At 65.1% G+C, this 20,836-nt stretch carries 19 protein-coding genes and 1 pseudogene; 14 read left to right on the forward strand and 6 right to left on the reverse strand.

Annotated features, from left to right (window positions below):
* Positions 1-198: 198 nt before the first annotated feature.
* Both NN4_RS00470 and NN4_RS00475 read left to right on the forward strand, forming a co-directional pair.
* On the forward strand, positions 199-1,101 hold the full coding sequence (locus tag NN4_RS00470; RefSeq protein ID WP_246180626.1) for an RpnC/YadD family protein: 903 nt from the start codon (positions 199-201) through the stop codon (positions 1,099-1,101).
* A 528-nt stretch (positions 1,102-1,629) separates the two neighbouring features.
* Positions 1,630-2,070: a hypothetical protein gene (locus NN4_RS00475; protein ID WP_147127941.1), complete on the forward strand. Its 441-nt coding sequence runs from the start codon at positions 1,630-1,632 to the stop codon at positions 2,068-2,070.
* Between the two features lie 204 nt (positions 2,071-2,274).
* On the opposite strand, the gene NN4_RS00480 is transcribed toward NN4_RS00475, so the two are convergent.
* Positions 2,275-2,709, reverse strand: coding sequence for a hypothetical protein (locus tag NN4_RS00480; RefSeq protein WP_147127942.1), 435 nt, complete (start codon positions 2,707-2,709; stop codon positions 2,275-2,277).
* A gap of 181 nt (positions 2,710-2,890) precedes the next feature.
* Here NN4_RS00480 and NN4_RS00485 point away from each other — a divergent pair, with 181 nt between their 5' ends.
* Positions 2,891-3,199, forward strand: a complete 309-nt coding sequence (locus tag NN4_RS00485) for a hypothetical protein (RefSeq protein ID WP_147127943.1) — start codon at positions 2,891-2,893, stop codon at positions 3,197-3,199.
* Between the two features lie 187 nt (positions 3,200-3,386).
* Here NN4_RS00485 and NN4_RS00490 read toward each other — a convergent pair whose 3' ends face one another.
* The 3 genes from NN4_RS00490 to NN4_RS00495 all read right to left on the reverse strand — a co-directional run bounded on the left by NN4_RS00490 (position 3,387) and on the right by NN4_RS00495 (position 6,155).
* The gene (locus tag NN4_RS00490; protein ID WP_147127944.1) at positions 3,387-4,592 is read right to left on the reverse strand and encodes a site-specific integrase; all 1,206 of its coding nucleotides are present in this window, start codon (positions 4,590-4,592) and stop codon (positions 3,387-3,389) included.
* Positions 4,593-4,695: 103 nt separating this feature from the next.
* On the reverse strand, positions 4,696-4,878 hold the full coding sequence (locus tag NN4_RS45620; RefSeq protein ID WP_222594918.1) for a hypothetical protein: 183 nt from the start codon (positions 4,876-4,878) through the stop codon (positions 4,696-4,698).
* The gene (locus NN4_RS00495) at positions 4,860-6,155 is read right to left on the reverse strand and encodes a carboxylesterase/lipase family protein (RefSeq protein WP_222594919.1); all 1,296 of its coding nucleotides are present in this window, start codon (positions 6,153-6,155) and stop codon (positions 4,860-4,862) included. The genes NN4_RS45620 and NN4_RS00495 overlap by 19 nt, the downstream gene beginning before the upstream one ends.
* Positions 6,156-6,395: 240 nt before the next feature.
* Here NN4_RS00495 and NN4_RS00500 point away from each other — a divergent pair, with 240 nt between their 5' ends.
* From NN4_RS00500 to NN4_RS00540, 9 genes and pseudogenes are all read left to right on the forward strand, one after another.
* Positions 6,396-6,851 (forward strand): SgcJ/EcaC family oxidoreductase, encoded by a 456-nt coding sequence (locus NN4_RS00500; RefSeq protein ID WP_147127945.1) that lies wholly within the window; start codon positions 6,396-6,398, stop codon positions 6,849-6,851.
* A gap of 804 nt (positions 6,852-7,655) precedes the next feature.
* Entirely contained in the window at positions 7,656-8,612 is a 957-nt protein-coding gene (locus NN4_RS00505) for a coiled-coil domain-containing protein (protein WP_147127946.1), read from the forward strand.
* Positions 8,613-9,018: 406 nt separating this feature from the next.
* Positions 9,019-9,516 carry a pyridoxamine 5'-phosphate oxidase family protein gene (locus NN4_RS00510; protein WP_147127947.1) on the forward strand — a complete coding sequence of 166 codons (498 nt, stop codon included), beginning with the start codon at positions 9,019-9,021 and terminating at the stop codon, positions 9,514-9,516.
* 98 nt (positions 9,517-9,614) lie between these two features.
* Entirely contained in the window at positions 9,615-10,019 is a 405-nt protein-coding gene (locus NN4_RS00515; RefSeq protein ID WP_135237251.1) for a YciI family protein, read from the forward strand.
* A 6-nt stretch (positions 10,020-10,025) separates the two neighbouring features.
* Positions 10,026-11,170 (forward strand): annotated as a pseudogene (locus NN4_RS00520) (RNA polymerase sigma factor).
* A 115-nt stretch (positions 11,171-11,285) separates the two neighbouring features.
* Entirely contained in the window at positions 11,286-11,957 is a 672-nt protein-coding gene (locus tag NN4_RS00525) for a maltokinase N-terminal cap-like domain-containing protein (protein WP_147127948.1), read from the forward strand.
* A gap of 79 nt (positions 11,958-12,036) precedes the next feature.
* Entirely contained in the window at positions 12,037-13,974 is a 1,938-nt protein-coding gene (locus NN4_RS00530) for a M3 family metallopeptidase (protein ID WP_147127949.1), read from the forward strand.
* Positions 13,975-14,200: 226 nt separating this feature from the next.
* Positions 14,201-14,803: a DUF308 domain-containing protein gene (locus NN4_RS00535; protein WP_147127950.1), complete on the forward strand. Its 603-nt coding sequence runs from the start codon at positions 14,201-14,203 to the stop codon at positions 14,801-14,803.
* Positions 14,804-15,299: 496 nt separating this feature from the next.
* Positions 15,300-16,721 carry a S8 family serine peptidase gene (locus NN4_RS00540; protein ID WP_147127951.1) on the forward strand — a complete coding sequence of 474 codons (1,422 nt, stop codon included), beginning with the start codon at positions 15,300-15,302 and terminating at the stop codon, positions 16,719-16,721.
* Positions 16,722-16,744: 23 nt separating this feature from the next.
* Here the strand turns inward: NN4_RS00540 and NN4_RS00545 are convergent, their stop codons facing one another.
* Positions 16,745-17,659 carry a TolB family protein gene (locus tag NN4_RS00545; protein ID WP_147127952.1) on the reverse strand — a complete coding sequence of 305 codons (915 nt, stop codon included), beginning with the start codon at positions 17,657-17,659 and terminating at the stop codon, positions 16,745-16,747.
* Positions 17,660-18,045: 386 nt separating this feature from the next.
* Here NN4_RS00545 and NN4_RS00550 point away from each other — a divergent pair, with 386 nt between their 5' ends.
* Both NN4_RS00550 and NN4_RS00555 read left to right on the forward strand, forming a co-directional pair.
* A complete protein-coding gene (locus NN4_RS00550) occupies positions 18,046-18,810 on the forward strand; it encodes a hypothetical protein (RefSeq protein ID WP_147127953.1) in 765 nt (254 codons plus the stop codon).
* A gap of 119 nt (positions 18,811-18,929) precedes the next feature.
* Positions 18,930-20,141: a DUF418 domain-containing protein gene (locus NN4_RS00555; RefSeq protein WP_147127954.1), complete on the forward strand. Its 1,212-nt coding sequence runs from the start codon at positions 18,930-18,932 to the stop codon at positions 20,139-20,141.
* 7 nt (positions 20,142-20,148) lie between these two features.
* Here NN4_RS00555 and NN4_RS00560 read toward each other — a convergent pair whose 3' ends face one another.
* Positions 20,149-20,574 (reverse strand): DoxX family protein, encoded by a 426-nt coding sequence (locus NN4_RS00560; protein WP_147127955.1) that lies wholly within the window; start codon positions 20,572-20,574, stop codon positions 20,149-20,151.
* Between the last annotated feature and the right edge of the window lie 262 nt (positions 20,575-20,836).

The raw sequence follows: 20,836 nt of genomic DNA on the forward strand, positions 1-20,836 counted from the left end.
GTAGCGCGGTTCCGATGTGCACCCTCGAATCGAACGTTCTGAAGTCACGGTTTATAGCGCGGTTCCGGCATGCACCCTCGAATCGAACGTTCCAAAGTCACGGTTTATGACGGCTGCAGCGACGCTGTACGTGGGCACGGTCGGCCCGACCGACGAATATGTTTGTGAACACTGAAAATTGCGCGAAGTATGTCGAAAGTGTCAGTGGCGCAGCGTAATCTCACGGGCATGCCGCCGAAATACATCCACGAGGGGTTGGTGGAACTGTTCCGCTGTCGGCCCGAGCTGGCAGCGGGTTTTCTGCATGAGGTATTCGGGTTACCCCTACCCGATTTCCAACAGACCCGTACCGAGGCTTGTGATTTCACCGACATCGGGCCCAAGGAATTCCGCGGGGACATGGCATTCTCGCTGACCAATGGGTCCGGCACCCCGGTGGCGGGGATCGCGGTCGAGGTGCAGCTACGTCGAGACGGCACCCGACAATGGAGTTGGCCGGTTTATGTCGTTACCCTCCGGGCGCGGTTGAAATGCCCGGTGTTCCTGCTCGTGGTGGCGCCGGACGTCGGTGTTGCGGAATGGGCGGCGCGACCGATCGACCTCGGGCATCCCGGCATGACCCTGCGTCCGCTGGTGCTGGGCCCTAACCAAGTGCCCGCGGTGACTGATCCGGCTGAAGCTGTCGCGGTGCCGGAGCGTGCGGTGCTGTCGGCAATCGCGCACGCCGAAGGCCCGCAGGCCCGCGAAGTCCTCTCTGCCCTGCTCGCAGGCCTCGTTAAGACCGAGGACGAGCGAGCGAAAATGTACTATGACATCGTGCACAAGGCTCTGTCTGAGTCGGCGCAACACCACCTGGAGGAGCTGATGACTACGGGATACGAGTACCAGAGCGACTTCGCCCGGAAGTATGTCGACGAAGGTCGGGCCGAGGGTCGGGCGAGCGAGGCGGCCCGCATGGTCCTGACGGTGCTGGATGCTCGCGGCATTTCCGTCAGCGACGAAATCCGGGCGCGGGTGCTGCGGTGTGCGGATGTGGATCAGCTCGAGACGTGGGTTCGGCGCGCCGTGTTGGTCGATACTGCGGACGAACTGTTCGACTGAGTTCGCGGTACTGCTTCGGAATGCTCGCTAGATCGGTGATGCGTGCTCAGAAGTGGAACGCACTTGTCGGTGCGGTGCTTTCTCGACGGCAGTTGCGGAGTGTCGTCCGCACATAGAGCCGCGGGTCGGCGGCGGGGCGTAGCGACATCCGCGGACCGATAGACGTTGTCGCGATTTGGCGGACACCGGCGCCCCTACCGGCTGATCGCCAAGGCCGCTCAAGCGGTTCGACGTCCCCCATCCGTCGAAGACAACACACGCACTACACCACTCCCATTTCCGCAGGGTTGTGGTCTAGGCGGCCATTGTGCAGCATCACCCGGGCCTTGCCGCAAGCCCGGGAGGTGCGCTATACATTGCGAGTGGGAAGGAGCGATCCTTTCCATTTTCTTGTCCGCGGTCGGCGGGCCGTCTCCTGATTCGGATCAGCGATGCATGCTGTTGCGCGCCCGGCCGAGTCGCAGTTCCGGTCTTGCGTGACGCAACAATGGGTCGGGAATCTGGATGAGCCTCGTAGGGAGATCGACGATGGAGCGCACCGACATCGTCGATCATGCTGACGGGTTCTTTTTCCTGACCGACGATCACCTCGACGATCAGCTGCGGACCATCGCCGAGAAGACAGGGCCGAGGTTGCGGCCAGGTGTCGGCGCGCTGCAAATCCATACGGCAAGTGACGACGGGATGGCGCGTGTGACCGTCGCTGTCAGCGACACAGCGTTGCCTGCAGCACCTGAGGATGGCGAGTTGATCGATGAGTGCACCTACACCACCGCCGTTGGAGCGCAACGACTCCGGCACAGCTGGCTCGAGGAGACACAGGGCCAACTGCGTGACCCCGTCACCCCGCCAGGTGCCGCGCGGGTACACCTGCGAATGTATGAGATCCCCGGTCCGCACGAGCCGCTGGCCTCGGGCATCGAGATCACCGAACACATACTGCTGCAGATCTGGAACCAGATCCTTTGAGCGGGTGTTCGGAGCCAACGAGAACGTCGGTTACCGGGGTGCCGTGCGTCTTGGGCACCACCCGCATTCGAGTTCAGGTGTGCGGCACTGTCTCCGCAATCGCGGAGGAATCTCGGTCGCCTGTGGTGTCGAGAACTGTGCGCGAGCAGGTTGCGCCAGTCCTGGTCGGTGCGAGCCGGGGTCGATCGGGATGGTATTCGGATACTAAGCGATCACGCCCGGAAATTGCTTGCCGAAACGCTCTACCCCTTCTTCGTCGAGTTCATCGGACGAACTGGCCCAGGGAATAGAATCCGGATCACCAAGATTCGGGCGCCCGCCATGTTGGTAGAATTCTGCCAGCGCGGCATCGATCGTATTCTCGATGAATCTGTCCGGCTCCGCTGTCTTCAGCGAATCGAAAAAGCAGCTGATCTCCAGGACTTTTCGACGCTCGGGCAGGTCATCCGTAGTGAGGTCCTCGTTGTATTCCAACCATTGCGCCACCAGCTTGAAGGAATCGAACCAGTCTTCCTTCACGGAGAAATACGCCGGCTCGCCACCGGTCTCCAGCGCCATATGCTTGGCGTAGCTGGCTACGAGCCGAACTGCATCGTCCATTGTGCCGTAGATGTGGACACTCCCCCGAAACATGGTCATGAAGTGATGTATACACCAGCCCGGGTCAGCCGAACAACTCGCGGCACCCGTCCCTTACGTTAGGGGGCGACTTCGCCTCAGCCTCGGCCGCTCCGCCACCCACGAATCACACGAAAGTTGGCTTGTCCGACCAGGAGTGGCCTGATACGGTTGACCCGTTCGATTCCAACAGGGGGGTTCAATGATTCTCGTCAAACGCGTCCTGACCGGTTCCATGCTGGCCGCATTGATGATCATGCCAGCTGCTCCGGCCTATGCCGTTCCGGTAAACGTCGCTACGGCCGATGGTTTCGGTGAGTTCGCGGCTGAATTCGAATTCGCGGCGCCGAAGAAAACCGTAACCGTGAAGTGCTATTTGATGAATCTCAAGAATGAAGCTACGGGCGATGTCGTGTACGGCACGGGCAAGGATAAGGCAGCAGCTCAGGCTGATGCGAACACCAAGGTGCCGCGAGGGCACAAGCTGAAGCACTGCGACCTGGTTCGCTGATTCGCATCCGCCGCCTGACCGAGCCGGGGTTCCAATTCCGGCTCGGTCGTCGCGCTCGCGGAAGCGAAGAGGCTATGCGCTGCGGCCGGTTTTGTAGCGGTATTGCCGACGTGCAGTGTTCGACCGGTGCGGGGATCTTGCGTGCCCAGGCGGAGTTTATTAAATCCAACATTGCACACTAAGCCGCTCACAGACCCAGTTTGGTTACGGCGTTGTCTTCCAATGGATTTGCCGTGCGGATGTAGCCGTGCACGGTGCGGGGATTGGACCAGCGGCCTTGGCGCATGATTTCGCGATCGCTGGCACCGCCGAGCGCGGCTTGGGTGGCGAAGCCTGCGCGTAGGGAGTGGCCGGAGAAGAGGTCGGGGTCCAGTCCGGCGCGGGCGGCGTAGCGTTTGACCAGTTCGGCGACGGCTCGGCCGGACATGGGGGTGTCGCCGACCGTACCGTGACGATTTATGGTGGGGCACAAGGGTAGGTCGGGTTGCTCGGCGAGGGCGGTTCCGGTGAAGCCGTGACAGCGGTGGATGTCCGGGTCGGTGGCGTCGGTCGTGAGGTGGGCGCGCAGGCCGGATGTGCCTGCGGCGGTGTGAATTTCGAGCAGGCGAACCCAGTCGGCGAACGCGCAGACGGGGCAGGTGCGCGGGCGCTGGCCGCGGGGCAGCGCGACGCGTTGTTCGGCGACACCGGTCGGGTCGGTTTTCGTCGATGGGAGTCGCACCAGCAGCACCGGCTCACCGGTGGCGTGATCGAGTTGCACCTCCACATCGGCGATGCGTAGTCCGGCGAGCTCACTGCGGCGCAGCGCGCCGGCGAATCCGATCAACAAGACGAGCGCATCGCGGCGCCGAGCGGGTTCGGTGGGCCAGCCGGGTTCGGGTAGCCCGGCCAGCAACTGGTCGAGGGTGTGCAACAGCACGGGGCGTTTGCGTTTCGGCTGTGTGCGCCGAGTCTTTCGGATGCCGCGCAGGGTGAGGCGGACAACGTCGGAGCGGGTGGGGGAGGGCAATCCATTGGCGGCGTGCACGGCGGCAATCGCTGCGGATTTTCGTTCCAGCGTCGCCGCGCTGAACGCCCATTCCCCGGTGTCGCGGCGTGCGTCGGCCGCGGCGGCCAGGTAGACGGCGACGTCGAGCGGGTCCGCGGGCATCGCCTGCCGACCCTCGTCCAGACACCACGCCGACCAGGCGATCCAATCGGTTCTGTAGGCGCGCAACGTATTCGCGGACTGCGAGGCCTCGAGATAGCGGCGCAGCGAACCCGCCTGATCGTCATCGAACCGCTCCCGCACCAACCGCAGCGCGGCCGCGTCCACCAGCACACTACGTACCCCACGACGCAACTCGGTGCGCACCGAGTCCGGCATCGCTATGACAGCGGCGCGCTCTTCCATCGATCAGCTCCTGTTTCTAGACCGATGTCATTGTCATGCCGCCGCAGTTGAATTCACGGGATCAAGCGCCTCCCGCGCGTCGGGGTAATCCCGACTGCGCGTCTCACTGGGCACGCAGATCCTGGACGTCGAATTGGTGGGTCCGCCAGATGCGGCGCGACCGTTCTTCGGGGTAGGGCTGGGTGCTCGGCTCGGCGGTGTAGACGCGGGTAGATCGGGTGTCTGGATCGTACGGGGCCCAGCCGGGGTTGCCAGTGCGCGCGAAGTTCAACCAGTCGGTGCGCATCTCGTGGCCGACGTGATGGGCCTCGTCCACCGCGGTCGGCCCACCGTAGTTGCGCACTTCATCGAGGCTGAGCGTGCCGAACACCAATAAGTTGTCGAGGCTGTGTGAGGCGCCTTGCGCGGGATTGAAGCTCCAGCAGAGTTCATAGGTCCAGGCGTGCCCACCCCCGCGTGGTGAGCGTTTGCAAGATGCAGGCTCGGCATCCGAAACAGCCAGTCGGCGTTGACGAGTTCATCCAGCTGTCCGGCCCTGGCCTCGAGGTAAACGGTTCGGTAGTCTTTGTCCGAGTCGGGCGCGAGAAGCTCAAGTGTCGCACTCACCTGCTCATCGGTCACCTCGCTACCGAGCCGGGCATTGAACAGTCGGTATTCGTCGCGGGTATGCCCCACGAGCACATCGACGCCCCACGCGGCACCGGTGGTGAGCGCACGCCATGGTGCTGCTGGCAAGACATCACCGTCGACGACGGGCGAAAACGGTGTAGGCGTCAGCGCCGTGGGCCCCCACGATTCGACGTACTCCGGCATCTTCTGAATGACCGCGTCGGTCGCGTCGATCAAGTCGCGCGGTGAAATACGAGCCAGCTCGTCCACGGTGGCCTGCATACCGACTTCCGCGGCGATCGTTGCCGAGATCGCGGCGGCGAGCCTCGGTGTGAAGTAAGTGCCCGGGACACTCTGCGCGATGGCACGACGGAACAGCCCCGCAGCCATCGGCATAGCCAGCAGTGCCGCAATGCAACCCGCGCCAGCAGACTGGCCGAACACAGTGACGTTCCCCGGGTCACCTCCGAACGCAGCGACATTGTCCTGCACCCATTGCAGCGCGGCGACCTGATCGAGAATGCCGCGGTTGTCCGGAGCGCCACCGATACGGCCGAAGCCTTCCGCACCGACGCGATAGTTCATGTTGACCACAACCACACCGGACTGAGCAAGCGTCGTACCGTCGTGGTGTGGATTGCCGGAGGTGCCCTCCAGGTACTTACCGCCATGGATCCACACCATCACCGGCAGTCCGGCGGCACCGAGATCAGGTGACCAGACATTGAGGGTCAAGCAGTCACCGCCAGATACCCAATTTGGCTGCGGCACCGGCGGTCCGAACTCCAGTGCATTGCAAACGCCATCCCACGCCTGTGCCGCAACAGGAGCCGCAAACCGCCGCACCCCAACCGGCGGCTGGGCGTATGGGATCCCCTGGAAGACCGCCACAGTGTTCTCCCACCTGCCGCGCACAACTCCGGCAGCCGTGCGGACTTCACATTGGTCGTTCACGTCAGAGTGCTCACTTCCGTCCGATGGGGTGCCCGCGGGAACCCCTCAAATCATCCGCCGGGACACACGCGGCGGAAAGGAAATGCCCGCGCCAGAGCGACGCAGCTTTCAGCACGGGCTGGCCTGACTCGGAATCAGATTGAGCAGACACGCCGACCACCAGAGGGTGGAGGCAGGCGCGCCCAACGAGTTCAGCCCCTACTTGACCTCAACTATGGTTGATATTTCAGACTTCGATGCATGCATGATGACACGGAGGCGATCCGGGAACTCTTCGACCGCTATACCGAACTCTGGGTTCGGCATGAGATGCGGGAATGGGGCGAGCTGTTCACCGAGGACTGCGACTTCATCACGCATCGGGGCGTGTGGTGGCGGTCGCGGGAGGAAAATGTGCGCGGGCATGAGGACGTACCCGAATCCGTGCTGGCGCAGAAGAAGAACTACAGCCAGACGATCATCGACATCCAGCCGCTGACTCCTGGAGTGATGCTGGTGCATACCGAATGGGCGTGGCCCGGTCACGTCTTGCCGGGCGCTGCCGGGGCTGAGGACCGTCGCGGTCTCATCACTGCGGTGCTCGTGCAACGCTCGGGGCGCTGGCTGATCCGGGCGGTACAGAACACACGACTCAACGGGCTCGATGACTTCGCAACGATTGCGTCGCACAGTGCGGCGCCGGTTGATGAAGTCTGATAGCGACCACGGATCGACGGCCGGTTCTTTGCTCAGTCGAAGACGAAAACCGGGGCAGTAGCACTGTGCAGCTCGCATTCGTTGGCAAAGGTGTCCTGCCACTCGACCCGCCGCGCCCTTCCACGTCCCGGTTGCGGCGCGGTGCCCGGCAGTCAGCCCTGGATTGTCGGGTAGGTCAATACGTGACCACCGCATTGCTCACCTTCGACCGGCTGGTTACTCGGCGGCAGTATCGGGAGGCGGCCGGCGGCCGCCGTCGACCAACATCCATCCGCCAGGAGTTGAGCGCGGGCCGCGTAGACGGCAGGCATGCGGCTCACTCCAAATCGGTTGATTGCGCTACTCCAGATCGGAGCTGACGCTTCAGAACTGAGAAGTGGTACGAGCGTACAGGGGTGCACAGTTTTTGAGGGGTTTCGTTGCGGTTCCGTTTCGTTGAGTGCGACCAAACGTAAACGTATTAGAACCGGCCAGTTTGGGGGAGTCTGCGGAACGCCTATCGATCCTGACCCCCGATAATGTTCACTTATCGGGGGTCAGGATGGCGGGGTCAGTAAACGAGGCTACTTGCGACACGGAATATTTCGTTTCGTGTGAATACGTCAATTGTGACGAAACCAACGCTACGATTCTCCGGTGTCCAACGTCTGTAACTACCCGGGCTGTTCCCGACCGATCACGCGTGGCGGGGGACCTGGCCGTCCCTCGGAATACTGTGACCATCCAGACCACACGCGATGGCGCGCTTGGCGGGAACGTCAACGGCTACAAGAGGAGTCGGAGGCACCGGCCGGTTCTGTCACTGTGACGCAGCAGGGTCCGGTGACTGCGGCCCGGCTCCGCGCAGATGAGCTGCTCATTCAATTTCGTGGCCTGGCAGACCAACTGGGTAACACCCTGAATGCCGCTGTTGCCGAGTTGTCCACCCTGGGCGACCCGTCCGTCGCCGAAGCGCAGGTCCAAGCGGTGCAAGCCGATGCCGCCCGGCGTATCGCCGAGGCCGAAATGGCCACTGTCGCCGCGGAACAGGCGCGACGCGAAGCGGAGGAGGCGCGTGCGCTCGCCGAGGCCGCCGCCGATGACGCGGCCGGAGCGGCCGAACGTGCCGAAGCCTTGGTTGCCGACGCCAACAGCACCCGTGATGATGCGCTGTGCGAAGTCGAGCGCGCCACCCGGCAGGCCGCCGATGACGTATTCGCCGCGCGTAGTGAAGCGGAGGCCGAAGTGCGCACCGCGCGCCGCGAGGCTGCCGAGGAAATCGATCGGATTCGCAAGGAAGCCGCCGAACAGGTGGAACGGGCCGAACGCCGCGCCGCCACAGAAATCGCGCACGCGCAACGTGAATCGGCTGCTCAGGTCAGTGCGGCGCAGTCCGAGCGCGACCTTGCTGTCCAGCGCGCCGCCGACGCTGAACGCGCCACTGAGCGTGCGGAGCAGGCCGCGATGGAACGCATCGAAGCGGCCAACGAGGCTCGCGAGGAATGGCGCAGGGTCCGCGCCGAACTCGACACCGCCCGCACCGAACTGGCCGAGATCCGCCGGACCGCCGCCGCCGATCTCGCCGCGGTCCGCGCCGAAGCAGCGGCCACCATCGAGAAGGCGCGCACCGAGGCGGCGCATCGTATCGAGGCGCTGGACGAAGCACGCACCCAAACCTTGGCCCGTGCCGAGCGAGCCGAGGCCCAGCTCGACGAACTCCTCGCCGAGTCCCGCCGCAAGCCGGGAACGGTTACGGCGCTGGACAGTCGATCGGGGGCGTGAGTTCGTACTCGGCGATCCCGAGTCGTTCACGGCCCGAATCGAACGGCGGCAACGCCAGTAGGCATCGGTCCGAAGCCGTCGCCTCGCGAGCCGTGACGCCACAGAGCAATTCGAGGGTGGGCAGCCGAGTTGCGGGCACACCGTGGGAGCGGCGCACTGCGGCGTTCGACGCACATCGCTACCGTCAGGCTACGTTCGGCGGCCGAGCCGCGAGAGCTGGAAGTCGTTCCGGGAGTCCCGGGTGTTCAGCAGTCGCAGATCGCTACGGGCAAGGCTAGGTTCGCCATGTGCACCATCTGCGGCAAACTTCTGAAAATAGGTGTCCACGATGATGTCGAGAACTGGTCACCTGCTCCGTCCTAGGGATACACCGGCCAGAACGGCCGACCACACCGAGAGGACGACCATGCAACCGAACGAGATCACCGAGGTGCTGAACCGACCGATGAGCCGAGAGCTGCTGGCTCGCGACTTCACCCGTTTGGCGTACGTGGCCAAGGACGGCACGCCCCGCAATATCCCGATCGGGTTCACCTGGAACGGTTCGGAGATCGTCATGTGCACCTCGACGAACGCCCCGAAACTGGCGGCGCTGCGCCAGAACCCGATGGTGGCGTTGACGATCGACACCGAGGTGCATCCGCCGAAACTGTTGCTCATCCGCGGTCGGGCCGAGCTGGACGTCGTCGACGGTATCCCGGAGGAGTACCTGCAGATGAACGGCAGCTACCAGATGACACCGGAGCAGCGCGTCGAATGGGAGGCGGGGGTTCGGGCGCTGTACGACAGCATGGTCCGGATCGTGGTGACCCCGACGTGGGCGAAGCTGATCGACTTCGAGACGAACCTGCCGAGTCCGATCGAGGAATTGATCCAACAGCGGGCGGAGCGTCAGCAAGCCTGAGTCGGAAAATCGCGCGGCGCGATGTCGAGAACCCGCCCGCGGCTTCGTCCCTGAACCAGACCGGCCACAATGGGCCGAACCACATCAAGGAGAACCTCATGAAGTACCTGTTCCTCAAGCACTATCGGGGCGCACCCGCATCGGTCAACGGCGTCCCGATGGACCAGTGGACACCGGACGAGATCACCGCCCATGTGCAGTACATGGAGGACTTCGCCGCTCGGCTCCAAAGCACCGGCGAGTACGTCGATTCGCAGGCGATCGCCCCGGAGGGCACGTTCGTCCGCTACGACGGCGAGGGGCGGCCGCCGGTCACCGACGGCCCGTTCGCGGAGACCAAGGATCTGGTCGCCGGCTGGATGGTGGTCGACGTGGACAGCTACGAGCGGGCGATCGAGCTCGCCGGTCAGTTGTCCGCGGCGCCGGGCGCGGGTGGTAAGCCGGTCCAGGAGTGGCTCGAGGTGCGCCCGTTCTGGAGCCCGCCGCCGACCATCACGGAGTGACGCGCAGTGGATGACGCTCTGCTGCGGGCACTTACGCCCGCGGTGATCGGCATCCTCGGCCGCCGCGGCGCGGACTTCGCGGCGGCCGAGGATGCGGTGCAGGAAGCACTGCTCGAAGCGGTGCGCGTGTGGCCGGACGATCCGCCGCGCGACCCCAAGGGCTGGTTGGTCACCGTGGCCTGGCGCAAGTTCCTCGACGCCGCCCGCGCCGACACCTCCCGGCGACGGCGCGAGGAACTGCTCGAAGAGGAGCGCGCGCCCGGCCCGGCGGAAACAGCGGACGACACATTGAAGCTGTACTTCCTGTGCGCGCACCCGTCGTTGACGCCCGCGTCGGCCGTCGCGCTGACCCTGCGCGCGGTCGGCGGGCTGACCACGAACAGATCGCGCAGGCCTACCTCGTCCCCGAATCGACCATGGCCCAGCGCATCAGCCGGGCCAAGCGAACCGTGTCGGGTGTCCGGTTGAACCGCGCCGGTGACGTCGGCACAGTGCTGCGCGTGCTCTACCTCGTCTTCAACGAGGGCTACTCCGGCGATGTCGACCTCGCCGCCGAGGCGATCCGGCTCACCCGTCAGCTGGCGGTCATGACGAAGCACGAGGAGGTGGCGGGACTGCTCGCGCTCATGCTGCTGCACCACGCCCGGCGTCCGGCCCGGACCCGCGCCGACGGAAACCTCGTGCCCCTCGCGGAACAGGACCGAAGCCTGTGGGACACCCGCATGATCGCCGAGGGTGTCGACGTCCTCCAAGCCGCGCTCAGCCGAGATCGCTTGGGGGAGTTCCAAGCCCAGGCTGCGATCGCGGCGCTGCACGCCGACGCCCAAACCGCCGAGGAGACCGACTGGGTGCAGATCGTCGAGTGGTACGACGAGCTGCTGCACCTCACCGACAACCCGGTGGCCCGCCTCAATCGAGCCGTCGCGGTGGGCGAGGCCGACGGACCGCGGGCGGGGCTGGCCGCCTTGGCGGAGCTCGATCCCGGCCTGCCCCGGCACACTGCGGTCGCGGCATACCTGCACGAACGCGACGGCGATTTGGTGACCGCGGCACGGCTCTACACCGCAGCCGCCGGGTCGGCCGCCAGCCTTCCCGAGCGCGTTCATCTCACGCGTCAGGCCGCGCGACTCAACACCCAGTTGCGCGGATGAGTGGAGTCGGTGAGGCGGCTCTGAAATCGTCGCAGACTCAACGGAATAGGGTCGGCCCGGTCCCATAAACTCGAGACACAACAGTGCCGCGAGGCGGAGCAGGAGGACTCGAAGCATGGCCGTGATCCACGAGACCACCATGGTGCCCACCAAAGTCGAATTGTTGGCCTCGTGGTTGCCGACGAGGTCGTGGTATCGCGGAAGCACCCGTCCGGTGCTGCAGCGGACCGGGGGTTTCCGGCTCGACGACCCGGCCGGAGAGGTCGGGATCGAATTCATGGTGGTGACCGACACTTCGGGCGCACAGCCGGTCACCTACCAGGTGCCGTTCGCCTATCGCGGCGCACCGCGCGACGACGCCGAGGACGCGCTGATCGGCACGTCGATGCACGGTGTGCTCGGGCAACGGTGGCTCTACGACGGGACGCGTGATCCGGTGGTGGTGGCGCAGATTCTGGCCCTGCTCGGCGGAACGGTCAAGGCTCAGGCACAGCATGCCAGCGCGACGGTAGATGAATCGGTCGCGGTGACCACACCCGACATCGCCGTTCCCACACTGGCATCGGGGCCGGTGGTGGCGGAAGACGGATCGTCGCGCACCGACATCATGGTCGGTGCTCAGGTACCCGGCAGCACCGCGATCGTGCGGGTGAACCGGGTTCTGCAACCCGGTGACGAGTCCTCCGACCGCGCCGGTGCCGGTCATGTCACCGCGTCGTGGCAGTTACCGGACGGTGCTTCGGTACGCGGCGTGTTCTTGTCCTTCGACGGTCACGTGGAGAGTTGACGAATGTCATGGCTGCCGACAATGATCCGGCAGCTGCCATCTCTGCCTCGACCGAGATGACGGCGATTATTGTCGAGGAATGAACCCGCAGCCGCTTGCTCTGCCATCCGCTGACTGGTCCGCCTGGCTCACCGATTACGTCGGTGAGCGATTGCAGTCCGCCTCGGACACGCTGAAGCAGCTGAAAGACGGCACTTTCCGCGACACCGCCACGGTGCTCGGCCGCTGGAACGACGCGGACATCGCGCTGCGCGGGGCCGAGTCGGCCGCCGGATTGTTCGTCGAGGTCCACCCCGAGTCCGATGTGCGCACCCTTGCCGAGGAGCTGATCCAGCAGATCGATCGGAGCAAGACCGATCGCAACCTCGACCGTGCGCTCTACGACGTCGTCGCCACCACCGACTCGGCGGGCTTGGAGGAGGTAGCCCTGCGCATGCGCGACCATGTGCTGCGCGACTTCCGCCGCAGCGGTGTGGACCGCGACGAGAAGACCCGCACCAGGCTTCGGGAGATCTCCGAGCGGCTCACCGTGCTGGACCAGGACTTCGGCCGCGCCATCCGGGACGACGTTCGATCGGTCCGGCTCAGCGCCGAGCAACTCGACGGTCTGCCTGCCGATTTCCTCGCCGCGCATCCGCCCGCCGAGGATGGATTGGTCACCGTCACCACCGACTACCCGGACTACCGCCCGTTCCGGGTCTACGCGCGCGACGCCGATGCCCGCCGCAACCTCACGATCGAGTTCGAGAATCGCGGTTGGCCGGCCAACGACGCTGTCCTGCACGAGATGTTCGACCTGCGGGACGAGAAGGCCCGCCTCCTCGGTTACGACAGCTGGCCCGATTACGACGCCGACGTCAAGATGATCGGCACCGGAAACGCCATCGCCGAATTCATCGAGCGGATCTCCACCGCTGCCGATGCTGCGGGCCGCCGCGACCTCGACGCACTGCTCGCGCGCCGCCGGGAGGACGACCCCGCCGACACGATCGACCGTTCCGAGACCGGTTACTACATGGAGCTGATCCGGCGCGAACAATTCGATGTCGATGCCACGGAGGTACGCCGGTACTTCGATTTCACCCGGGTGCGCTCCGGCCTGCTCGAGGTGACCGGCCGGCTGTTCGGCCTGGAGTATCGGCCGGTCGACGTCCCGCGCTGGCACGAGGACGTCACCGCCTATGACGTCTATGCCGACGGTGAACGGCGCGGCCGGATCTACCTCGACCTGCATCCACGTCCGGGCAAATACAAGCATGCGGCGCAATTCGATCTCGTCTGTGGCATCACCGACCGGCTGCTGCCCGAGGGAGTGCTGGTGTGCAACTTCCCCCGTGGGCTGATGGAACACCAAGACGTCGTCACGCTGTTCCACGAGTTCGGCCACCTGATTCATCACGTGCTCGGTGGGCGGCAGACCTGGGCGCGGTTCTCCGGCGTGGCCACCGAGTGGGACTTCGTCGAGGCGCCGTCACAGATGCTCGAGGAATGGGCATGGGACGCGGACATTCTGGGCAGCTTCGCCCTCGATGAGACCGGCACTCGCATCCCCGCCGACCTGGTGGCACGGATGCGAGCGGCGAAAGACTTCGGTAAGGGAATTACGATAAAGACCCAGGTCGGCTACGCCGCAGTGTCGTATCTACTGCACCGGGACCGGCCAGCCGACCACACCGCAGCCGTCATGCAGGCCATGGAACGGTACGGCATGATTCCCGGATTGCCGGGCACGCATTTTCAGGCTTCGTTCGGACATCTCGCCGGATACACCTCCGCGTATTACACGTATTTGTGGAGTCTGGTGATCGCGAAGGATCTGTTCTCCGCCTTCGACGCCGACGACCTGTTCGATCCCGCAGTGGCGCACCGATATCGCGATCGAATTCTCGCTCCCGGTGGATCTCGGGACGCAGCGGAACTGGTAGCCGACTTCCTCGGTCGGCCGTCCGGATTCGATGCTTTCCGGGCGTGGTTGGATACCGCGCCGGTGGCGAATGCTGCTCGGTCGGCCCCATAAGTCCCGGGCCCGGAACGCTGGAATGCTTGAGCCTCGGATCGTCCGGGACGCATCATAAGAGCATCCGGCAACGGTCTAGCAACTCGCATGGATGGTCGCCTACCTGACCGACCGAGGAGTCCAGCGCTCCCGCGAGAGTGCCGACTGGGTCCGATGATCGGCACTCGGCGCACCGAGTGAAAGCAAACACGCGGCTAACGGAACGGCTCGGCCATATCATGTAGCTATGCCCGAAAACGAGCTCGGAGGGCGTACGGAACCACTGGCCGGCGGTGTCCGGCAGGCGATAGTGGTCGCCGGTGCCTGCTCGATGATCGTGGGTGTGGTCATAGCGATATGGCCGCACAAATCGCTGCCGACCGCGGAGCTGCTTTTCGGCCTCTACCTGCTGCTCAACGGCGGACTGCAGATAGTTGTCGCATGCGGCGCGAAAATCGCGCCCGCCCTGCGCGTGCTCGTCTTCGCCAGCGGAGTGGTGTCGTTGTTGCTCGCCATGTTGTGCTTCAACGGCGGCAATTCGGCACTGCTGCTGTCGTTCTGGATCGCGCTGGCATGGTCGATCCGCGGCATCTGCCATGCCACGGTCGCCGTCTGGGCAACCAACCTGATCGGCGGCGGCAGGCAAGAAGTGTTCGGGCTGGCCACCATGCTGCTCGGCATCGTCGTCGGCGTGCTGCCCTTCGACTCGGTGGACGTGCTCGGCCTGGTGGTCGGACTGTTCCTCATCCTGATCGGAACCATGGAAGTGCTCAGCGTCGCTGCGGTACGCCACGGTGTGGTGGACCTGACCGGAGTGTCGCGGATGCGCGCGGTTCGCCTGGATCCCTGATCCAAGTTTCCGGGCACGCGAAGCTGAAATCTGGTCTCGTGCACGCGAAGCCGTAGGGGAAAACAGTCCGAAATATGGGGGTTGCGTACGGTGCGGCCCAATTCCTGCCCGCAATTCCGCCCCGCTCGCCGCGATGGTGACGTGAGGGTCTGCCCGCGTGGTGTGACGACGGCACTTGGCACAGGTGGTGCATAACTGCGCGTTTCACGGCAACGGGGGGGCACGGCGCGCGGCATCGCCCGAGTAACTCCGCCGCCGTGTCCCGCACGACGCGGAGCCGGGCAGCGAGCGGGGCACGGTGGCGGAGAAGTGCGAGTGGGGGCGCCGTCAAGTCCCATTCGGCACGGAGTCCGACTGCGAGCGGGACATGGTGGTGGGGGTTCGCCTCGAGACATGGTCACCCAGCGCCTGTGCACACGATGCCGGCATGTGCTCGGGGAAGATGCGTAGTGCATTACGGTAGTGCCGGTCCCGTGCAGGGGGTTGACTGAATAGCATGGCATTCCAGCAACGTCCGCTTCGATCGCCGGCCGAGCTGATCGTGGTCACCAACGGTGCGGGCACCGCACTCACTGCGGCCGTCTTGCGCGAAAGTCAGAGCACCGAGGCGCGATTGACCACGCTACTTCCCGAAGGCGGTCGGCTCGCGCGGATCTTCGGCCCGGCCAACCGCCTGCCCGCTCGCGTCGCGGGTACCTCGCACGAGCCCGTTGCCGCGGTGTATCTCCAGTACTTCTCCGTGCACGGCGTCACCGAGGATCTCGACGCGGTCGCCGCACGGCTGCGCGAAGACGACGCGGTCGACGGCGCTTACGTCAAACCGCCCGCCGAACCGCCGATCGCCCCGGACGGTGCACCGGATGCGCGGACCGACGACGCACCACCGGTCACCCCGAATTTCCAAGCCCGCCAGGGCTACCTCGACCCCGCACCACAGGGCGTCGATGCCCGCTGGGCGTGGACGATGCCGGGCGGCCGCGGCCAGGGGGTGCGCGTGATCGATATCGAAGGCGCGTGGCGATTCACTCACGAAGACCTGATGATCGGCCAGGGCGGAGTGATCGGCGGCAACCCTTCACCGGATCGGGGCTGGCGCGACCACGGCACCGCGGTCGCGGGCGAGATCAGCGGGGACGTGAACGCCTACGGCATCACCGGTATCGCGCCCGACGCCCTCATCCGCGCGGTGTCGATCTTCGGACCTGGCTCGGCCGCCGCGATCCGCACCGCCGCCGACGCGCTCGGTGCAGGCGATGTCATCTTGCTCGAACTGCACCGTCCCGGACCGCGATTCGACTATGCGGGCCGCCCGGACCAAGCGGGCTATATCGCGATCGAGTGGTGGCCCGACGATCTCGCGGCGATCCGCTACGCCGTCGCTCGCGGCGTCATCGTGGTGGAAGCGGCCGGAAACGGCGCCGAAGACCTCGACGCCGCCCTCTACGACCGGCGCCCCGCCGAGTTTCCCGCCTCGTGGCGCAACCCGTTCCGCGGTGGCGCGGCCGACTCGGGTGCGATCGTCGTCGGAGCAGGTGCGCCACCGCAAGGCTTCCACGGTCGCGACCACGGTCCCGGCCGGTCCCGGCTGGCCTTCTCCAACTTCGGTTCCCGCGTCGACGCCCAGGGCTGGGGCAGGGAAGTGACCACCACCGGATACGGCGATTTACAGGGCGGTTCTGACGAAGACCTCTGGTACACCGACGTCTTCAGTGGAACGTCCAGCGCCTCACCGATCGTCACGGGCGCGATCGCGAGTTACCAGGGCATCAGCGCGGTCGCTGACTCCCGCAAAACGCCCGCCGAGATACGAGCGCTCTTGCGGGCCACCGGATCAGCCCAGACCAGCGCGCCGGGCCGCCCGGCAAGTCAGCGGATCGGCAACCTGCCCGATCTCAAAGCCATGGCCGCGCCTTACTGACTTCCGGTGCCCAGCGCCAGGGATCATCGATCTGTACCCGCGCCCCAACTCGGAAGCTGAGCAGTCTGTTTCGGATCGGTGAGCTGGCGCGCGTTGCTGCCGTCACTGTTCATCACCCAGATCTGGGCACCCGGCTCCGGTGCCGGGTTGCGGGTGTAGACGATCTTCGAGCCGTCCGGCGAGAACGCGGGGTGCACCGTCGCGTCATCGGTGAGCGGACGGATATCGGCGCTATTGGCATTCATCACGTAGATCTCGGAGCGGTTCTTCCCACCGCGGTTACTGGTGAAGACGATCTTCGTGCCGTCCGGCGTGAACACCGGGTCGGAGTTCCAGAACGGATCCGCCAGCACCTGCCGCGCGTGTGTTCCATCGGCGGCCATCACCCAGATTGCGCCGGTCCTGGTGAACAGAACCTTCGAACCATCAGGGGAGAACGCGGGATTCTGCGACGAGGCCTGGCCGGGGCCGGGTGGGGCCGTCGGATCCGGCGGCGCGGTGAGCTGCTTCAGGTCGCTGCCGTCAGCATTGATCGCATAGATGGCGCCGCCGCGGGCGAAGGCGATCCGCGAGCCATCGGGGGAGAACTTGGGGCCGTAGCCGCCGTCGGTGAGTCGCCGCACGTTACTGCCGTCCGGATCCATCGTCGAAATGGCGGTGCCACCGACCACGATCTTCGATCCGTCGGGGGAGAAGCTCGGCTGGTTGCCCTCGCCGATCCGAACAACATCGGTGCCATCGGGGTTCATGACGAAGACCGATTGCCAGCCGTCCTGGAATGCCACCTTCTCCGTGCGTCGCGGTTGATCGGACTGGCCCGGGTTCGACGGTGGCTCCGAATCCGAACCGCAGCCGACGATCAGTCCGGACAGCGCAACGCCGACAACCGCAAGTCGTAGCGCGACTTTCACTTTCCGCATGCCGACCAACCTAGCCACGCGAACCTCCTCGCAGCGAACAATTCCGGGACCGTACCAAGCCGGTCGGCGCGTTCCGGGCCACCGCTGGTTCAGCGGCGCGACTGAACGAGACGCGATAGCCGGGCACCCTCAGCGCGTCGATGCCCTTCTGCTCCGTACAAAGGCTGCCCCGGATGGCGCAGCATGCGAATTGGCACCGCATGCCACAGCACGATCGGCCACCCGGCAGCGGAGTGCGCCCTACCCCTACCGAGTAGCCCCTACCTGCGGATTCGAGTAGTCGAGCACTCGTGGCAGCGGGCCGAGATGTCGGCACTCTGAGGGTGCGGAGAAAGGAGCGAAATCATGAGCGAGCGAATCGACAACGCAGTCGCTGATGCGATGAGCGAGAGCGAGGCGGGGTCATGAGCGCCATTCATATTCGTACGTCCGGACATCATCAGCCCGGACTCACAGGCGGTGCGGGCACGCACGGCATGGTCGCCTTCGGCACCGGCCTCGACTGCTACCTGTCGTACCGTCCGACATTCCAGTCGCCCTACAACTACCAGGTGCTGCTCGAGGTCGCGCTCGACGAACGCGGCAGTCGGGCACTCGGCGCGGACCGGCGGTCCGGCTACACCGGCATTCACACCTTCGATCCCGAGGACTTCCCGATCGCGGAGCTCGACCCGGGGCATGCGCGCCCGCGCAAGTCGTTCCGCGGCACCCTGATCCGGGGCCGACGCGAACGCGATGGCATTGCGATCGCCGGCGACGTACTCGCCACCGTGCGACGCGTCGTCCACTTCGCCGAACTCGATCCGGATCGCGAACGCGGTCGCGGACTGCTCACGCATCTGTGCTTCGGCCGGCCGAGCCGGATGTACCTGGCGCACCACATCGCCCGTCAGCCGAGCTTCGACCAGATCGTTTCGGCCTGGATCGTGCCGGGAACGGTGACTGACCTGCTCGGTGAACCACTCGCGGACGAGGTCGTCCGGAAGACGTTCGAGCAGGCACAGCCGATCATCCTCGGGCAGCGAGAGTTCACCGGTATGCGGTTGCGCGCCGGGGAGCTGGCCGTCGCAGCGTTCCCGGCGACCGCGGCATCCGGTGGCGCACAAGGATTTCTGGCCGAGATCGCCGTCGAGCGGCAGATCTACCTCGAGGTCGCCGATTTGGCGTGACCGCCAGGTGGCTATTGTCAATACGCCGCGGGTCGCAGTCGCGGCACCCTGGAGGTCAGCGCGGTTGTCAGCACGTTGACGGACGCGCGGTTCCGATTCGGAAGGCTAACTTCACTGGTATGTCCGAATCGGTTCTGCCCGCTGCTGTCTCGGGTCGACGGATCGCGGAGGTCGATATTCTCCGGGGATTCGCGCTGTTCGGCATCCTCATCACCAACGTCCTCGTCGCAAGCAGCCTGTGGTCGTACGACGGGACGAGCAACAACCCACAACCGCGCTTCGACAGCCGCCTCGACCACACGGTGCACGCGGTGGTCGAGGCCCTCTTCTCCGGCCGGTTCTATCTGCTGTTCGCGTTCTTGTTCGGTTACTCGTTCACCCTGCAGATCGCGGCGGCCCAGCGCGCGGGAGTCTCGGCCAACGCGCGACTGTTGCGCCGGTGTCTTGCGTTGATGGTGATCGGGCTGGTGCACGTGTTCTTGCTGTGGATCGGTGACATCCTCACCTTGTACGCGTTCCTGTGCCTGATCCTGATCCCGCTGAAGAAGCTGAAGGCGCGCACCGCCGCGATCACCGGTGCGGTGCTGTATCTGGTGTGGTGCGGGTGGAGTTTCCTGCCGGCCGAGGACGACAAACTCACGGCGCTGTCCGGTCTGTTCGACTTCCAGCGGATCCACGACGGATATACCGGCGGCCTCGAAGACACCCTCGGCACACAGATATGGCTCGCGCCGATATTCATCGGCCTGATCTGGTTCACCCAGGGGATCACCAGCCTCGGCATGTTCCTGCTCGGTATGGCGGCAGGAAAACGGCAGCTGTTCAGCGACCGGGAAACGTTGCGGCGGTGGGCACCTTGGGTCCTGGTCGTCGGCCTAGGGGTCGGTTTGCCGGTGTCGCTGGGCAGCTTCGCGGGATCGATGAACTGGATGATGATGCCGAGCGTGTGGCCTGGCATTCAGCAGCTGGTCAATCCGCTGATGACGTTCGCCTACATTGCAGGCATCATCTGTCTCACCCAGTCTCCGCGCACCGCGACCGTGATCGGGCACCTTGCGCCTGCTGGGCGGATGGCGGCGTCCAACTACATCGGGCAATCCATCGTGCTCATGCTGATCTACACTGGTTATGGGCTTGCGTTGGTCGACGAGATTCCGCCGCTCGGCGTCGTCGCGATTGCCTTGGTTACCTATGCCGCGCAGCTGGCGTTGAGTACCTGGTGGTTGCGTGAGCACCGGTACGGGCCGGTGGAGTGGGTGCTGCGGGCCGCTACATATCTGTCGATGCCGCAGTGGTGGAGGCCGGAACAAGTTCCGGCACAGGCGGATTGACGCCGAACTATGCGTGGCGCCGACTATCGACGGAAGCGCGACCCGCGCCCATGCTGACCAGCAGCGCGAGGATGAGCAGCAACAGCCATTCCGGGGCGTAGAAGAAGTTGCTGACACGGTCGGGAAAAGTGTGGAAGTTCTTGCCTATTGCAGGGATTACGGACAGCCACAGGGCGCCGACCATGGTGGCAGCAAGAGCGGCGGCCGCGACTCTGGTAAAGGCACCGAGTATGAGCAGGGCGCCGCCGACGAGCTCGATCCAGGCTGTGACCGGAGCTGTGAGGTGGGGAAACGGTGCGCCGAGCGCGACGAATTCGTCGCGGAACCAGTCGAGATCGGTGACCTTCTTGACCGCACCGATCAGGAACATCAGCCCGACGCTGATGCGACAACAGAGCAGCCAGATGTCGGCAGTTCGAGTTTGCGGGCGCATAGCTACGAGTGTCACATAAGTTCGGCGGCCGACCTCTGGGCAAGCAATGACGCGCAAAGCGAAGCGGTGAGGTGTCTGTCATCGGACACCCGCCTCGGTTGGGTGCCGCAGAGCACGCGTCCACAACGCGACCAACCCGGCATTCGGAGAGGTCCGCAACGGTGGCCCGCGATGCGGTTTTCCGAACCGATAGATTCAGAGGGAACCGTCGGCGACCCGGGCGCGTCCAACCTTGCGTAGAGTGCCCCGAACCCTGAGGAGC

Source organism: Nocardia ninae NBRC 108245, assembly GCF_007990755.1.
GTDB classification, from domain to species: Bacteria; Actinomycetota; Actinomycetes; order Mycobacteriales; family Mycobacteriaceae; genus Nocardia; species Nocardia ninae.

Coding starts and splice junctions, on each gene's coding strand:
- NN4_RS00475 (WP_147127941.1), top strand. CDS start 1,630: ATGGAGCGCACCGACATCGTCGATCATGCTGACGGGTTCTTTTTCCTG.
- NN4_RS00480 (WP_147127942.1), bottom strand. CDS start 2,709: ATGACCATGTTTCGGGGGAGTGTCCACATCTACGGCACAATGGACGAT.
- NN4_RS00485 (WP_147127943.1), top strand. CDS start 2,891: ATGATTCTCGTCAAACGCGTCCTGACCGGTTCCATGCTGGCCGCATTG.
- NN4_RS00490 (WP_147127944.1), bottom strand. CDS start 4,592: ATGGAAGAGCGCGCCGCTGTCATAGCGATGCCGGACTCGGTGCGCACC.
- NN4_RS45620 (WP_222594918.1), bottom strand. CDS start 4,878: ATGCGCACCGACTGGTTGAACTTCGCGCGCACTGGCAACCCCGGCTGG.
- NN4_RS00500 (WP_147127945.1), top strand. CDS start 6,396: ATGCATGATGACACGGAGGCGATCCGGGAACTCTTCGACCGCTATACC.
- NN4_RS00510 (WP_147127947.1), top strand. CDS start 9,019: ATGCAACCGAACGAGATCACCGAGGTGCTGAACCGACCGATGAGCCGA.
- NN4_RS00515 (WP_135237251.1), top strand. CDS start 9,615: ATGAAGTACCTGTTCCTCAAGCACTATCGGGGCGCACCCGCATCGGTC.
- NN4_RS00525 (WP_147127948.1), top strand. CDS start 11,286: ATGGCCGTGATCCACGAGACCACCATGGTGCCCACCAAAGTCGAATTG.
- NN4_RS00530 (WP_147127949.1), top strand. CDS start 12,037: ATGAACCCGCAGCCGCTTGCTCTGCCATCCGCTGACTGGTCCGCCTGG.
- NN4_RS00535 (WP_147127950.1), top strand. CDS start 14,201: ATGCCCGAAAACGAGCTCGGAGGGCGTACGGAACCACTGGCCGGCGGT.
- NN4_RS00540 (WP_147127951.1), top strand. CDS start 15,300: ATGGCATTCCAGCAACGTCCGCTTCGATCGCCGGCCGAGCTGATCGTG.
- NN4_RS00550 (WP_147127953.1), top strand. CDS start 18,046: ATGAGCGCCATTCATATTCGTACGTCCGGACATCATCAGCCCGGACTC.
- NN4_RS00555 (WP_147127954.1), top strand. CDS start 18,930: ATGTCCGAATCGGTTCTGCCCGCTGCTGTCTCGGGTCGACGGATCGCG.
- NN4_RS00560 (WP_147127955.1), bottom strand. CDS start 20,574: ATGCGCCCGCAAACTCGAACTGCCGACATCTGGCTGCTCTGTTGTCGC.